Below are 14,322 nucleotides of genomic sequence, written 5' to 3'. Positions count from 1 at the left end.
TCAGGGCTAGGGCAGTTGGTCTCATATAAACCATTTGGCTTAATTGAAACATATTTTCTTTAAAAAGCTTGAGTTTTTCAGAAAAAGCGGACACTAAATTAACGCTTTTTTCTAGAATTGTTATAAAAAAGAGTAATTATAATCCAAAAGTAATGCTTGGATAATGAATATGCCTAAGGTTTTGGTTCACTATCAGATGATTATAGTTTTTGGATTGTTTAGATAATATATCTGCTACTTTTTAGTTCTTGAGTTCCAAATTTCAGGGGTTCTGCTAGTATGAAAGATTGAGAAAATCTCCACTAAATTTAATTGTTCGTTAATTGAATAATGAATTATAAACGGAAATTTTTTGACTATCATGCAACGAATATTTTTATAACGAATAGCACAAATATGTGGTTGAGTTTTTAATGAGTTAATTTGAGTTTTAACTTGCTTATGAAAACGAAGCCCCAAATTTTCTAACTGGTTATTATACCATTTAACTATTTGTGTTAGATCATTTAAAGCATCCTGATCTATTTTAATATTGTACATTTCAAAAATTATTGAATTGGTAAATCGGAAACATCATCCCAGTCAAGCATTCGTTCAGGAGACGCTTTGCTTTTTTTAATTCTGCTTAAAACTATTTTTTGATGTTCTTCAGGGATTTCAATATTATCATCTTTCCAAATCACCTCATTGAGTTTTAATTTTTCAGCAGGTGATAATTGTTTTACAACTTTCATCAATTCTTTAAAATCTAAATCTACTTTCAAACTTAAACTGTTCATAAAAATAATATTTATAATAATGATACTAAGTTAGTTCTTTTTTCAAAAACTTAGCCGTATAACTCTTTTTATTCTGAGCCACTTCTTCTGGGGTTCCTTTGGCAACCAATTGTCCGCCACCTTTTCCACCTTCTGGACCAATATCGATAATATAATCGGCAAGTTTGATTACGTCCATATTATGTTCGATCACCAGAATAGTATTTCCTTTATCAACCAGTTTATTGATTACTTCCATCAAAACGCGAATGTCTTCAAAGTGTAATCCTGTTGTTGGTTCGTCTAGAATATAAAATGTATTTCCAGTATCTTTTTTAGATAATTCTCCCGCTAATTTAATACGTTGCGCTTCACCACCCGAAAGCGTTGTACTTTGTTGCCCAAGTGTAATATAACCTAAACCAACATCTTGAATTGTCTTGATTTTTCTATAAATCTTCGGAATATTTTCAAAAAATGGAACAGCTTCATCAACCGTCATATCCAAAACATCAGAAATAGATTTTCCTTTGTATCTAATTTCTAAAGTTTCTCTGTTGAAACGTTTTCCCTGACACGTTTCGCATTCTACGTAAACGTCTGGTAAAAAGTTCATTTCGATTGTTCTTACACCAGAACCTTCGCAGGTTTCGCAACGTCCACCTTTTACGTTAAAACTAAAACGTCCCGCTTTATAACCACGAATCATACTTTCAGAAGTCATTGTAAACAAATTTCTGATTTCAGTGAAAACCTCTGTATAAGTCGCCGGATTCGAACGTGGTGTTCTTCCAATCGGACTTTGGTCAATATCAATTACTTTATCAATATGTTCCAGACCTTCAATCTTTTTGTAAGGCTGTGGTTTCTTTACTCCATTAAAATAATACGCATTTAAAATTGGATACAGCGTCTCATTAATTAAAGTCGATTTACCGCTTCCTGAAACTCCTGTAACGCAGGTTAATTGCCCTAACGGAATTTCTATCGAAACGTTTTTAAGATTGTTTCCTGTTGCACCGGTTAGTTTCAAGAATTTGCCATTGCCTTTTCTTCTTTTCTTCGGAATCTCAAATTTCATTTTACCATTCAAATATTGAGCGGTTATAGTATCCGAAGCTAAAGTTTCTTTTGGAGTTCCAATACTGATGATTTCTCCTCCATATTTACCTGCTTTTGGTCCAATATCAATTACATAATCTGCTGTTTCGATCATGTCCTTGTCATGTTCAACCACAATAACCGAGTTTCCGATATCGCGTAATTGTTCCAAAGAATGAATCAACTTTTCGTTATCTCTTTGGTGCAAACCAATACTTGGTTCATCCAAAATATAAAGAACTCCAACCAACTGAGAACCAATTTGTGTTGCCAGACGAATACGCTGCGCTTCCCCGCCCGAAAGCGATTTTGAACTTCGGCTTAAAGCCAAATAATTCAAACCAACATTCATTAAAAAGTTCAAACGGTCTTTAATTTCTTTTACCACTTCAGATGCAATTAAAAGCTGTTTATCTGTCAAATGGCTATTTAAATCTTGAAACCAAGCTGTTAAATCTGAAATATCCATATCACATAATTCGGTGATATTTTTTTCGTTTACCCTAAAAAATAAAGCTTCTTTTTTAAGACGTGAACCGTCGCAAACAGGACAGTTAATTTCGTCCATAAAATCTTTTGCCCAACGTTTTATGCTGGTTGTAGCGCTTTCGTCATATTGATTTTTGATGAAATTAGAAATTCCTTCAAAGTCAATTTTATATTCTCTCGTTACGCCAAGATCTTTTGAATTGATCGAAAATTTATCTTTTCCGCCATACAAAATCATTTGCATTGCTTCTTCAGGAATTTTCTCAATTGCATCGGTAATTTTAAATCCGAATTTTTCTCCAATGGTTTCCAATTGTTTGAAAATCCAAGACGATTTGTATTCGCCAAGCGGAGCAAAACCACCAGCTTTTATCGATAATTTCGGATTTGGAATAATCTTCTTAACATTGATTTCGTGTACCGTTCCCAATCCGTTGCAATGTGGACAAGCTCCTTTTGGAGAGTTGAACGAAAATAAATTTGGTTCTGGATTCTGATACGATATTCCTGTTGAAGGACACATTAAATTTCTACTGAAATAACGCACTTCATTAGAATCTTGATCTAAAATCATCAAGACATCTTCACCGTGATGCATCGCTGTATTGATGCTTTCAGATAATCTTTTTTGTGTATCTGGATTATCTTCAATCACCATTCTGTCTACAACAATCTCAATATCGTGTGTTTTGTAACGATCCAATTTCATTCCCGCAACAAGATCTTGAACTTCTCCGTTTACACGAACTTTCAAGAATCCTTGTTTGGTTATTTGTTGGAATAATTCCGCATAATGACCTTTTCTAGCTTTAATAACCGGAGCAAGAATATTGATGCGTTTTCCATTATAATCCTGAATAATCAGATCTTTAATCTGCTCATCAGAATACGAAACCATTTTTTCGCCAGTGTTATAACTGTAGGCATCTGCGCCACGCGCATATAACAGCCTTAAGAAATCGTAAATTTCAGTGATAGTCCCAACTGTAGAACGCGGACTTTTACTAGTTGTTTTTTGTTCAATCGCGATTACAGGCGAAAGTCCGTCGATTTTATCAACGTCTGGACGCTCTAATCCGCCAAGAAATTGCCTCGCGTAGGCAGAAAAAGTTTCAACGTAACGACGCTGTCCTTCGGCATAAATCGTATCAAAAGCCAAAGAAGATTTTCCCGAACCTGATAAACCTGTAATTACAACCAGTTTTTCACGCGGAATAGATATATCGATATTTTTTAGATTGTGAACTCTTGCACCAAGAACTTCAATAGTATTGTCTTTATCTAACATAATTTTGAGCAAAACGCAAAGTTACCACTTTGATTTGTTCTTTTAGTGCTCGATAGCAAAACTTTATGTTACAATTAGTAACAAAATAAAAGTAGTTTCTTATAGTTTTATTTTTTGCTGGAAAACATTTTAATATTGGGTGAATAAAAATTTTTAACGTATCCGATGTTAAGGCTATTCAATTGTCATAGAACGAAGTTTTGTTCTATATGCTTCAAGTGCTATCGATTTTGAAATGAATCCGTGATATTTTCCATCTCTTAAAACAGGAAGAAAAGCAGATTTTGAGGTTTCAAATTTGCGCATTACAATTTCCATGCTGTCGAGTGTAGAAATTGTGGCAGAAGGTGCTTTCATTACATCTCTAATGAAAGTATATTTTACACGATAAGAGTTAAATATAATTTCGCGAATATCATTAAAATGAACCACTCCAACCAGATCTTTATCATTGTTTACAACCGCAAAAACAACTTGATTAGAGTGTGAAATCAGGTCTACTAATTTACTTAGGTTTTCGTCTGGATGAACGGTTAGGTAATCGCACTGAATGATCGTGTCAATTTCTAAAGTGGATAGAATATTAGAATCTTTATTACTTGTAAAAGCATGTCCTTTTTTAGCTAATCCTTTTACGTCAAGCGAATATTTTTCGTAACGCTTAGAAATAGCAAAACTGATTGAAGAGACAATCATAAGCGGAATCATTAATCCGTAACCTCCTGTAATTTCTGCGATTAAGAAAATAGCCGTAAGCGGAGCATGAAATAAACCGCTCAAAATTCCGGCCATTCCGACCATTGTAAAATTACTGATAGGAAGTTTAGATAAGCCAATCATCGTAACCAATTTAGAAAAGAAATAGCCTAAATATGATCCTAGAAAAAGAGAAGGAGCAAAGTTTCCTCCATTTCCACCGCTTCCAAGAGTTAGTCCCGAAGCAAAAACTTTAACCATTGCTGTTGCCCCAACAAATAAAAGTAAAACCCATTGATTGTTTCTGAAATCTGCAAACAAAGTATTATCTAATAAAAGTCCCGGATCTGCATCAGATAATGTTTTAATACTTTCGTAACCTTCACCAAATAGTGTTGGAAAAATAAAAATTAGTAACGCTAATAACGATGAACCAATCAAAGCTTTTTTGTATGGATTAATTTGCTGTTTGGCAAAATAATGCTCTACTTTCTGGAAATTTCTAGAGTAATAAATAGCGACCAATCCCGTAAGAACGCCTAAGAGAACATAGAATGGAATATTATGATAATCGAATGTTTCTTGTTTTTTGAAGCTTAATAAAATGCTTTCGTCCAGAACAATCGCAGAAACCAATGCGCCTGTCGCAGCAGAAATCATAATTGGCGTAAAGGCAGAAATACTAACATCTACCAATAAAACTTCGATCGCAAAAAGAACTCCGGCTATTGGTGCGTTAAATGCGGCAGCAATTCCGGCCGCAACGCCACAGCCAATTAACAATGTCCTGTCTTTGTATTGTAACTTATAGTTTTGGGCAAAATTAGAGCCAAAAGCGGCTCCTGTTATCACAATCGGACTCTCTAAACCAGCAGAACCTCCTAAACCAACCGTTAACGAACTAGTAACAATCTGGGCATACATCTGCTTTTTCGGAATAATACTGGCTTTTTTGGCAACCGCATAAAGTATTTGTGAAGTTCCTTTCTGAATACTTCCGTTAAGAACTTTATTTACAACAAAAACCGTTAGTGTAATACCAATAATAGGCAAAATACTATTGATGAAACTCAATTTTAGAATCCCGTTGATGTAAGTTGCAAAAGAAAAAACGCTGTGTGCAAATGTTTTAAGAACAATTACCGCAAACGCGCACGAGATTCCTGTTAATACACTGGATAAAAAAAGAAATTGTTTTGGTGTCATTAAAGATTGAGCCAAAGCAATTATACTTTCAAGTCGTCTGAAATATTTTTTTATCATTATGTTTTAAAAATTATCGATCTTACAAAATTAGATTTTAATCTTGTTTAAAAAAAATAAAATCAAGAATCACTTTAAAAACCAACCGCTGTGTCGTCTCCTCTAAAATCTGCTCCTCCTTCTAATCTATTGTCAGGTAAGACCAAAATGGCATCTACTTTTCCGATAATTGGAGTTGGCTTTTCGTTGATAATGTAACTCTTAGCTTTTAGTTTTTCTATAGTTTTCGTTTCAAAAGTATTAGGTTCGAAAGTGATTAAATCGGGTAGCCATTGATGATGAAAACGTGGAGCATTTACCGCTTCCTGCATGCTTAATTTGTATTCGTAAACATTTAAAATCGTTTGCAAAACAGAAGTAATAATGGTAGAACCACCTGGAGTTCCCACAACCATAAAAAGTTTTCCGTCTTTTTCTACAATTGTTGGGGTCATAGAGCTTAACATGCGTTTTTGCGGTGCAATGCTGTTGGCTTCATTTCCAACCAAACCAAACATATTTGGAGATCCAGGTTTGGCACTAAAATCATCCATTTCATTATTCAAAAAGAAACCTAATTCGTCACAGTAATATTTAGAACCATAACCATCATTTAAAGTGGTTGTAGCTGCAATTGCGTTTCCGAATTGGTCTACAATAGAGTAATGTGTAGTTTCTGTGCTTTCGGCATAATTTACTTTTCCTTCTTTAATTTCGGTAGACAAAGTTGCTTTTTCAGGATTAAAACTTGCCATTCTTTCGCGCAGATAGTTTGCGTCTAACAATTCTTTCATCGGAATTTTTACAAAATCAGGATCGCCTAAAAAGTAACTTCTGTCTGCATAGGCTCTTCTTTCGGCTTCAACAATAACCTGAATAGCGTCGGGAGAATTATGTCCCATTTTTGCTAAATCGTAAGGCTCAAGCATTTTTAAGATTTGCGCCAGACAAATTCCGCCACTGCTTGGAGGAGACATTGAGATGATTTTCAAATCTTTATAAGTAAACTGAAGCGGCTTTCTCCATTTTGCCTCATATTTGGCTAAATCTTGCATCGTGATAATACCGCCTTTTTTCTGAAGATAATTGACTAAGATTTTTGCAGTTTCGCCTTTGTAGAATTCATTTCTTCCTTTTTTCTGAATTCTTTTTAAAGTTTTGGCTAAAGCTAAGTATTTGATCGTGTCATTTTCTTTGAAATTGCCTGATACAAGTGAATTTTCGCCGTTAATTTTTACAATGCTTTCATGATAATCTTTTATACTTTTCTCTTGCTTTTTGGTTACTACAACACCTCTTTCTGCTAAAGCGATAACAGGCTCTAGAATTTTAGAAATAGGCATTGTTCCATATTTTTTATGTACGGCAAAAACGCCTGCAATAGTTCCAGGAACACCAATAGCAAGAGCTGTTTGTGTGCTTTTTCCTTTTATAACATTTCCTTCACTATCCAAAAACATATCTTTTGTGGCAGCAAGTGGTGCTTTTTCTCGATAATCCAACGAACCCACTTCACCATTTGCTTTTCTGTAAACCATAAATCCGCCACCGCCTATATTTCCTGCAAACGGAAAAGCAACTGCAAGAGCCAATTCTGTCCCGACCATCGCATCAAAAGCATTTCCTCCTTTTTTCATAATGTCGGCACCAATTTTTGAAGCTTCTTCACGAGCAGAAACGACCATTGCTTTTGTAACAACCAATCCTGTTGGTTTTGGAAGAGCTTCTTGTGCGTTGCTGCTATTTAAATATAAAAGGGCGATTAAAAGTGTAATTTTTTTCATGTGCAATAAAATTAAATTGGGCTAGAGAGAAAGGAGTTTTTCTTTGGCTTTTACTCTCATTTCTTCAAAGAAAAGGGTAAATTCTTCTTCAAATTCATCATAAAACGCAATAAGTTCTTCAACAGCAAATTGCATTTGAGAAATGTTTTTCGACCTTCTGTCCATTTGCGTCAAAATATGCTGAATTCCTTCTGTTGTACGATAACTTACCAACCAGTTTCTTTCGATCATGTATGGCATTAAACCTTGTGTTTTTTCGGTTAAAATCTCGTAATTATCATGCAAAGAATGATAAAATCGTTTTACAAAAAGTTCCAATTCCTCATCCGAATATTTTGTCCAGTTTTTGGCCAAAAAATGATCATAAACAATATCGACAATTACGCCGGCATAATGATGGTATCTGTCATGAAGACGTTTGGTGCTGGTTCTAAAAATATCGTGAGAATCGGTATAGGTATCTATGAATCGGTGCAGTAAAATTCCTTTTTGCACATCTTCAGGAAAATGTTCAAATTGTTTTCCGCGAATTCCGTCAGCCATAAAATTCCCTATTTTAATCAGATCATTTTCTCCAGAAAGGTATATGTGGGCTAAGAAATTCATTTTTTTGAAAGTTGCCAAGAACCTTAGAGACTAAGATTCTGAGTTATTTTAGTAAATGTATAAAAACTTTTTTAAATCATTTTGTTATAAAAATAACGAGAAATAAGTAGTTTCTTATAGATTAAATTTAAATTCTTAGAGACTTAGCGCCTTAGTAACTCGGTAACTTTTTTATATTTGTAAAAAAATAACCCTAACTCACAAAAATGACTCTAATAAAATCTATTTCTGGAATCCGTGGAACGATCGGAGGAAAAGTGGGAGACAATCTAACTCCTGTTGATGCAGTGAAATTTGCCTCGGCGTACGGAACTTTCTTAAAAAATAATATTGCTAAAGATAAATTGACAGTTGTAATTGGCCGCGACGCAAGAATTTCTGGACCAATGATTCATAATTTAGTAGTGAATACTTTAATTGGTTTAGGAATCGATGTTATCGATCTTGGACTTTCTACAACGCCAACTGTTGAAGTGGCGGTTCCTTTAGAAAAGGCTGACGGAGGAATTATTTTAACAGCATCTCACAATCCAAAACAATGGAATGCTTTGAAATTATTAAATGCAAAAGGAGAATTTTTAAGTGGCGCTGACGGTGCAAAAATTCTTGAAATTGCTGAAGCTGAAGCTTTCGACTTTTCTGATGTGGATAGTTTAGGTGAAGTTATTTCTAATGATGCGTATATGGATATTCATATCGATGAAGTTTTAAACTTGCCATTGGTTGATATTGAAGTGGTTAAAGAGGCTAAATTTAAAGTGGTTGTAGATGGTGTAAATTCATCTGGAGGAATCATCATTCCGAAATTGCTAAAATTAATGGGCGTTGAAGTGGTAGAATTATACTGCGAACCAAACGGACATTTTCCTCATAACCCAGAACCATTAAAAGAACATTTAACTGATATTTCTGAGCTTGTTGTAAAAGAAAAAGCTGATTTTGGTATCGTAGTAGATCCAGATGTTGATCGTTTGGCTTTTATTAGCGAAGACGGAGAAATGTTTGGAGAAGAATATACATTAGTGGCTTGTGCAGATTATGTTTTGAGCAAAACTCCAGGAAATACCGTTTCTAATATGTCATCTTCTCGCGCTTTAAGAGATGTTACTAAAGCACACGGCGGAAGCTACGAAGCAAGTGCAGTAGGAGAGGTGAATGTAGTTGAATTAATGAAGAAAAATAACGCAATAATTGGTGGTGAAGGTAACGGTGGAATCATCTATCCTGAATTGCACTACGGACGTGATAGTCTGGTAGGAGTTGCTTTGTTTTTAACGCATTTAGCAAACAAAAAAATGCCAGTTTCTGCTTTGAGAGCTTCTTATCCAGAATACTACATGAGTAAAAATAAAATCGAATTGACACCGCAAATAGATGTTGATGCGATTTTATCTCAAATGACAGAAAAATATAAAAACGAAGATATCTCGACAATTGACGGTGTAAAAATTGATTTTGCTACAGAATGGGTTCATTTAAGAAAATCAAACACAGAGCCAATTATTCGTATTTATACTGAAGCGCCTTCTCAAGATGCTGCAGATAAATTAGCACTTCGAATTATTGATGAAATTAAAGTAATTGCTGGAATCTAAGATTTTAGGTTTATTACATAAAAAAGCCTCTTTTGAAACTTTCGAAAGAGGCTTTTTCTATTTTGGATTATTCAATACGGTGTTTCCATCTTTTGTGCGTCCACAAATAAAATTCTGGCGCTTCTAGAATCTGTTTTTCGACTTCTTTTAAATACATCTCTGTAATTTTAAAGTTTTCAAAATCTTTCGGATTATCTGCAAGAGGAATAAATGTAGCTTCATAATACCCTCTTCTAACTTTTTTAACTTCTACAAATAGAACTGCCAAATCATATTTTTTTGCTAATGTTTCGGCGCCTGTGTGCACAGGAACTTCAACTCCCATAAATTTCATCGAATGAAAAATCCTTTCCATTTTTGGCGATTGGTCGCTTGCTAAACCATACAGACTTAAAACACCTTCACGTTGGTTCTTTGCCATTGTTGGAATTGCTTTTCGGGTTTCGATCATCTCGGTATTGTATTTAGAACGGATTTTTCGAACCAATTTATCAAAATATGGATTAGCCAGTTTCTTATAAACAGCAACTCCTTGAAATCCAAGTTTGGGATTAATTGTTAAAAGCCATTCATAACTTGCATAATGCGAAGCCACAAGAATCACGCTTTTTCCTCTTTTAGCATAATCACGAACCAGATCAATATTAGTGACATGAAATCTTCTTTCCATTTCTTCAGGAGACATGCTCATGGTTTTAATCATTTCCAAAAACATATCGCACATATGCTTGTAGAATTTCTTTTCTATAACTTTTCTCTCGGCATCGCTCAAATGAGGTAAAGTAAGCGCAAGATTTTCGCGAACCACTTTTTTACGATATCCAATAACTCTATAAACCAAAAAACAGACAAAATCTGAAAATAGGTAAAATATAGGAAAAGGAAGTATAGAGATAAGCCAAAGTAATGGGTAGGCTAAAATATAGACAAGAAACTGCATGTAATTTTTTTGGCAAAGATAAATTAAAAATGATTATCGACTGCTATTTTGCATTCTTGCTAACTTATCTTTAAGAATGATTATATTTACAAATCATAATTCACAATACTTATTACTTATGAATATTATTTTAATAGCGATTATCATTGCGAACGTTGTTATTAGTTACAAAGGTTTTAACGATCTTTATTTTTTTAGAAAATACGAATTTCATGTCGGAAGCATTCGTTCAGGAGAACAAATTAGAATGCTGTCTTCTGGTTTTTTGCATGTAGACATGATGCATTTGATTTTTAATATGCTGACTTTGTATTTCTTTGCTCCTGTAGTTTTAAACTGGCTTGGTAATTTCTCTTTTATATTGGTTTATTTTGGGAGTTTAATTTTTGGAAGTCTTCTAACCATGCTATTTCATAAGAATGATTATAGCTATCGTGCCGTTGGTGCTTCTGGCGCTGTCACGGGAGTTTTATATTCCGCAATACTATTGCAGCCCGACATGATGCTCGGAATATTTTTTGTGATTCCGATGCCGGCTTATATTTTCGGAATTGTGTATTTATTATACTCTATTTACGGAATGAAAGCCAAAAATGACAATATTGGCCACACAGCACACTTTGGAGGTGCTATAGGAGGATATTTGATTACTTTGATCAAAATGCCATCACTTCTTACAGACCATACCCTAATGGTTATTCTTCTTGCGATTCCGATTTTGATACTTTTTGGAATGGCAAAATTGGGAAAATTGTAATGCTGGCATAACTTTTGAAATGTCTTTTTTAAATATTAAAATTTAACAAAAATGAAAAAACTAGTATTATTTTTAACAATCATGTTTATGACTATGTCTTACGGCCAAGAAATCAAACAAGTACCACTAATTAATGTTAATGGAGAAGGAAAAGTAAAAGTAGCACCTGATCAGGTTTGTATTTCAGCTTCGGTTGAAACAAAAGGGAATAATGCTAAAGACGTTAAAAAACAAAATGACGAAAAGATGGATGCTGTTTTAAAATTCATTAAAAAAATGAATATCCCAACAGCAGATTTCAAAACAAAACAAGTAGCTCTTAATCCGCAGTACGATTATGAGAAAAAGAAAACTTCTTATAATGCTACACAAACAGTAGAAATCGTAGTGAAAGATTTAGCTAAATACGATGAGTTAATGGAAGGTTTGGTTCAGCAAGGAATTAATAGAATCGACAAAGTTTCTTTTGAAACCTCTAAATTAGCACAATACGAGTCTGAAGCTAGAAAATTAGCGATGAAAGATGCTAAAACAAAAGCGGAAGAATATGTGTCTGTTTTAGGACAAAAAGTGGGTAAAGCTTTTACAATTTCAGACAACTCTCAAATCTATCGTCCACAGCCAATGTATGCTGCGGCTATGAGAATGAAAGAAGCAGACTCAATGGGAGCTTCAAACGAAACTCTTGCAATTGGCGAAATCGAAATTACAGCAAATGTTAGCGTAAGTTTTGTTTTAGACTAAACATTTATAAAATACCAATAATAAAAAATCCAAATTCCAATTCAAACTGGGATTTGGTTTTTTCATTTTATTCGGTTAGGATTGGAATTTGGAATTTGGAATTTGAGTATTAGAATTTAAACCACCTTTATCGGAAGTGTAAACTGAAATGTACTTCCTTTCCCTTGTTCGCTTTCTACCCAAATTGTTCCTTGATGAATGCTTACAAACTCTTTACAAAGCAATAATCCGAGTCCGCTGCCGAGTTCGTTTTCCGTTCCTTTTTGTAGAACCTTTCCGTTAATTTTGAATAATTTTCTTTGATGTAGTCCGGAACTCCGATTCCGTTATCTGTAATAGAAATTTCTACTTTTTGATTTGTTTGCACTAGTTTGACTTTAATGTCACCGTTCTTGTCTGTAAATTTAATTGCATTGCTTAGTAAATTTCGCAAGATGGTACTAATCATGTTTTTATCAACTTCTGCTTCAACAAGGTAAGCCGATTCAAACGCGATGTTGATGTTTTTATTTAAAGCCACATTTCGGCTTAGTTCTATATTCTCCTCAATCAAGGCATTTAAAAGCACATTTTTAGGATTAAAGGCAATCATTCCAGTTTGTACTCTAGACCAATCTAAAAGGTTCTCAAGTAGTTTATAAATGTTCTTATTCGAGTCGTGCAGGAGCTCTGAAATTTCTTTAATTTCTTCTCGACTGTATTGTTCGATATTCTCCAATAAAATTTCAGAAAGAAAACAGAAGACCCTAAAGGCCCCCTTAAATCGTGAGAAATAATAGAAAAGAACTGATTCTTATCGTTTAAAAGCTTTTTAATTTTATGATCCTGCTTTTCTTTTACCAAAAGTAAAAAGCCTACAATGCCAATTAAAGTCAATAAAAAATAGGCAAATGCTGTATAAGCTATCGAAGGTGTCATTGGAAATAATAAGATCTTGAGGAGATAAATATCTATGAACAATTCGTATTACAATTAGAATTTCAAATGCCATGTAACACAAAACATAAAAAGTCTTAAAAAAGCTTTTTTCCTTTTCTGTAAAATAAGTAATGGTTGGCAATAAATAGATGAAAAATATGCAAATACCACCAATTATGACACGAGTATTCATCGATGCGTCAAAAATCGTGGAAATATTAAAGAATACTATGGATGCTGCCGTAATGGCTATTTGAAAACGATAATGCTTTTTTGCATGCGTTTTAATAAGTGAAAGCATAGCCATCGTCTCAAAGCAACAAGCGCCAAGAATCATAGAATTGGCAATGTTAATAGACGCAAATCAGGAATAATATTTCGCAAAAGCGCCATTACCCAAGCAAGTGTAAGTATTAATTTGCCCAAGCCAAACCATTTTAAGTTTTTCTTATCGCTAGTGGCATATGAAAATGAAAAACTAAAAATAAGAATGCAGGTAAACAGATTGCCCCAAAAGTAAAGTAGAAATATTGTTTTTGGATCTACCGGTAAGAGTTCAAACATTAGAGGGATTTTGTTTTTAGAAATCGATTTAACAAATATACAAATAAAGTAAACATTCAAGCTAGAGATGACGCGACAAGCGCAGTGTTCTAGAACATTTAACAATTTGTTTTCCTTCTAATGTGCTACAAGATTAAACTGTTTTTAAAAATTAACAGCAGTTTATTTTTAAATTAATTTGTGGCATTTTGAAATAACAAACATTCGCTGGAAAATCTTATACTTTAAAAATAGGCAATAGTTTTTACAGTTTTGTGTTATAGATTTAGAAATAACTTTTTTTCAATTTTTTTGGATGTGTTTTTTTGAGAATTATCAAAAAAGATAAAATAGAAAGAACGAATTAATTTACATATAGAATGATTTCTTAGCTTTGTATTAAGTACCACAAAATTCTTTGTTATGCCACTAATTGAACAATCAGAATATAATTCCCCTTCTATTATGCATCGCAACAGGCATGTTTCTACCATTTATGCTGCACTGATTAAGAAATTTGAAGTGCCCGAATATACAAGAGAAAAGCATGAATTGAATGACGGAGATTTTATCAATATCGATTATATTTTAAATGGCTCAAAAAAGGCCGTTATTTTATGCCACGGTTTAGAAGGCGATTCGCGCAGAACCTATAATAACAGCTGTGCGGCCTATTTTAAGCAGAAAGGTTTTTCGGTTTTTGCTTGGAATAATCGTACTTGTGGCGGAGAAATGAATCGTCTTCCAAAGCTGTATCATCACGGTGCAGTTGATGATTTGGACGAAGTGGTTCAGTTTGCTTTGAAAAAAGGATTTGAAGATATTTATCTGATAGGATATTCAATGGGAGGCGTTCAGCTT

At 33.9% G+C, this 14,322-nt stretch carries 10 protein-coding genes and 2 pseudogenes; 4 read left to right on the top strand and 8 right to left on the bottom strand.

The annotated features are described in order from the left end of the window. Positions 1-234: 234 nt before the first annotated feature. The 6 genes from QLQ95_RS00060 to QLQ95_RS00035 all read right to left on the bottom strand — a co-directional run bounded on the left by QLQ95_RS00060 (position 235) and on the right by QLQ95_RS00035 (position 7,964). The gene (locus QLQ95_RS00060; protein ID WP_414655666.1) at positions 235-540 is read right to left on the bottom strand and encodes a type II toxin-antitoxin system RelE/ParE family toxin; all 306 of its coding nucleotides are present in this window, start codon (positions 538-540) and stop codon (positions 235-237) included. A gap of 8 nt (positions 541-548) precedes the next feature. Continuing rightward, the gene (locus tag QLQ95_RS00055) at positions 549-779 is read right to left on the bottom strand and encodes an addiction module protein (RefSeq protein WP_320491960.1); all 231 of its coding nucleotides are present in this window, start codon (positions 777-779) and stop codon (positions 549-551) included. 25 nt (positions 780-804) lie between these two features. Continuing rightward, entirely contained in the window at positions 805-3,636 is a 2,832-nt protein-coding gene (gene uvrA / locus QLQ95_RS00050) for an excinuclease ABC subunit UvrA (RefSeq protein ID WP_320491961.1), read from the bottom strand. 174 nt (positions 3,637-3,810) lie between these two features. Continuing rightward, positions 3,811-5,595, bottom strand: coding sequence for a chloride channel protein (locus tag QLQ95_RS00045; protein ID WP_482502104.1), 1,785 nt, complete (start codon positions 5,593-5,595; stop codon positions 3,811-3,813). A gap of 74 nt (positions 5,596-5,669) precedes the next feature. After that, the gene (gene ggt / locus QLQ95_RS00040; RefSeq protein ID WP_095931562.1) at positions 5,670-7,358 is read right to left on the bottom strand and encodes a gamma-glutamyltransferase; all 1,689 of its coding nucleotides are present in this window, start codon (positions 7,356-7,358) and stop codon (positions 5,670-5,672) included. 21 nt (positions 7,359-7,379) lie between these two features. Beyond that, positions 7,380-7,964 carry an acyl carrier protein phosphodiesterase gene (locus QLQ95_RS00035; protein WP_482502102.1) on the bottom strand — a complete coding sequence of 195 codons (585 nt, stop codon included), beginning with the start codon at positions 7,962-7,964 and terminating at the stop codon, positions 7,380-7,382. A 206-nt stretch (positions 7,965-8,170) separates the two neighbouring features. On the opposite strand from QLQ95_RS00035, the gene glmM reads away from it, so the two are divergent. Beyond that, the gene (glmM, locus tag QLQ95_RS00030; RefSeq protein ID WP_095931563.1) at positions 8,171-9,559 is read left to right on the top strand and encodes a phosphoglucosamine mutase; all 1,389 of its coding nucleotides are present in this window, start codon (positions 8,171-8,173) and stop codon (positions 9,557-9,559) included. Positions 9,560-9,626: 67 nt separating this feature from the next. On the opposite strand, the gene QLQ95_RS00025 is transcribed toward glmM, so the two are convergent. Further along, entirely contained in the window at positions 9,627-10,499 is an 873-nt protein-coding gene (locus QLQ95_RS00025; protein WP_320491964.1) for a lysophospholipid acyltransferase family protein, read from the bottom strand. A 118-nt stretch (positions 10,500-10,617) separates the two neighbouring features. Here QLQ95_RS00025 and QLQ95_RS00020 point away from each other — a divergent pair, with 118 nt between their 5' ends. Beyond that, complete coding sequence (locus QLQ95_RS00020; RefSeq protein WP_095931565.1) at positions 10,618-11,256, top strand: rhomboid family intramembrane serine protease; 639 nt, start codon at positions 10,618-10,620, stop codon at positions 11,254-11,256. Positions 11,257-11,307: 51 nt separating this feature from the next. Then, on the top strand, positions 11,308-12,000 hold the full coding sequence (locus QLQ95_RS00015) for an SIMPL domain-containing protein (RefSeq protein WP_095931566.1): 693 nt from the start codon (positions 11,308-11,310) through the stop codon (positions 11,998-12,000). Between the two features lie 116 nt (positions 12,001-12,116). On the opposite strand, the pseudogene QLQ95_RS00010 reads toward QLQ95_RS00015, so the two are convergent. Further along, positions 12,117-12,448, bottom strand: a pseudogene (locus tag QLQ95_RS00010) (sensor histidine kinase). Positions 12,449-13,884: 1,436 nt separating this feature from the next. On the opposite strand from QLQ95_RS00010, the pseudogene QLQ95_RS00005 reads away from it, so the two are divergent. Further along, positions 13,885-14,304: pseudogene (locus tag QLQ95_RS00005) on the top strand (alpha/beta fold hydrolase); the annotation flags it as partial. Between the last annotated feature and the right edge of the window lie 18 nt (positions 14,305-14,322).

Source organism: Flavobacterium sp. B330r (assembly GCF_056824325.1).
The sequence above is the reverse complement of the archived record's forward strand: the minus strand, read 5'-3'. Positions and strand labels throughout refer to the sequence as shown.

Bases quoted from the DNA above. Each gene is read 5' to 3' on its own strand.
- QLQ95_RS00060 (WP_414655666.1), bottom strand. From the start codon at position 540: ATGTACAATATTAAAATAGATCAGGATGCTTTAAATGATCTAACACAA.
- QLQ95_RS00055 (WP_320491960.1), bottom strand. From the start codon at position 779: ATGAACAGTTTAAGTTTGAAAGTAGATTTAGATTTTAAAGAATTGATG.
- uvrA (WP_320491961.1), bottom strand. From the start codon at position 3,636: ATGTTAGATAAAGACAATACTATTGAAGTTCTTGGTGCAAGAGTTCAC.
- QLQ95_RS00045 (WP_482502104.1), bottom strand. From the start codon at position 5,595: ATGATAAAAAAATATTTCAGACGACTTGAAAGTATAATTGCTTTGGCT.
- ggt (WP_095931562.1), bottom strand. From the start codon at position 7,358: ATGAAAAAAATTACACTTTTAATCGCCCTTTTATATTTAAATAGCAGC.
- QLQ95_RS00035 (WP_482502102.1), bottom strand. From the start codon at position 7,964: ATGAATTTCTTAGCCCACATATACCTTTCTGGAGAAAATGATCTGATT.
- glmM (WP_095931563.1), top strand. From the start codon at position 8,171: ATGACTCTAATAAAATCTATTTCTGGAATCCGTGGAACGATCGGAGGA.
- QLQ95_RS00025 (WP_320491964.1), bottom strand. From the start codon at position 10,499: ATGCAGTTTCTTGTCTATATTTTAGCCTACCCATTACTTTGGCTTATC.
- QLQ95_RS00020 (WP_095931565.1), top strand. From the start codon at position 10,618: ATGAATATTATTTTAATAGCGATTATCATTGCGAACGTTGTTATTAGT.
- QLQ95_RS00015 (WP_095931566.1), top strand. From the start codon at position 11,308: ATGAAAAAACTAGTATTATTTTTAACAATCATGTTTATGACTATGTCT.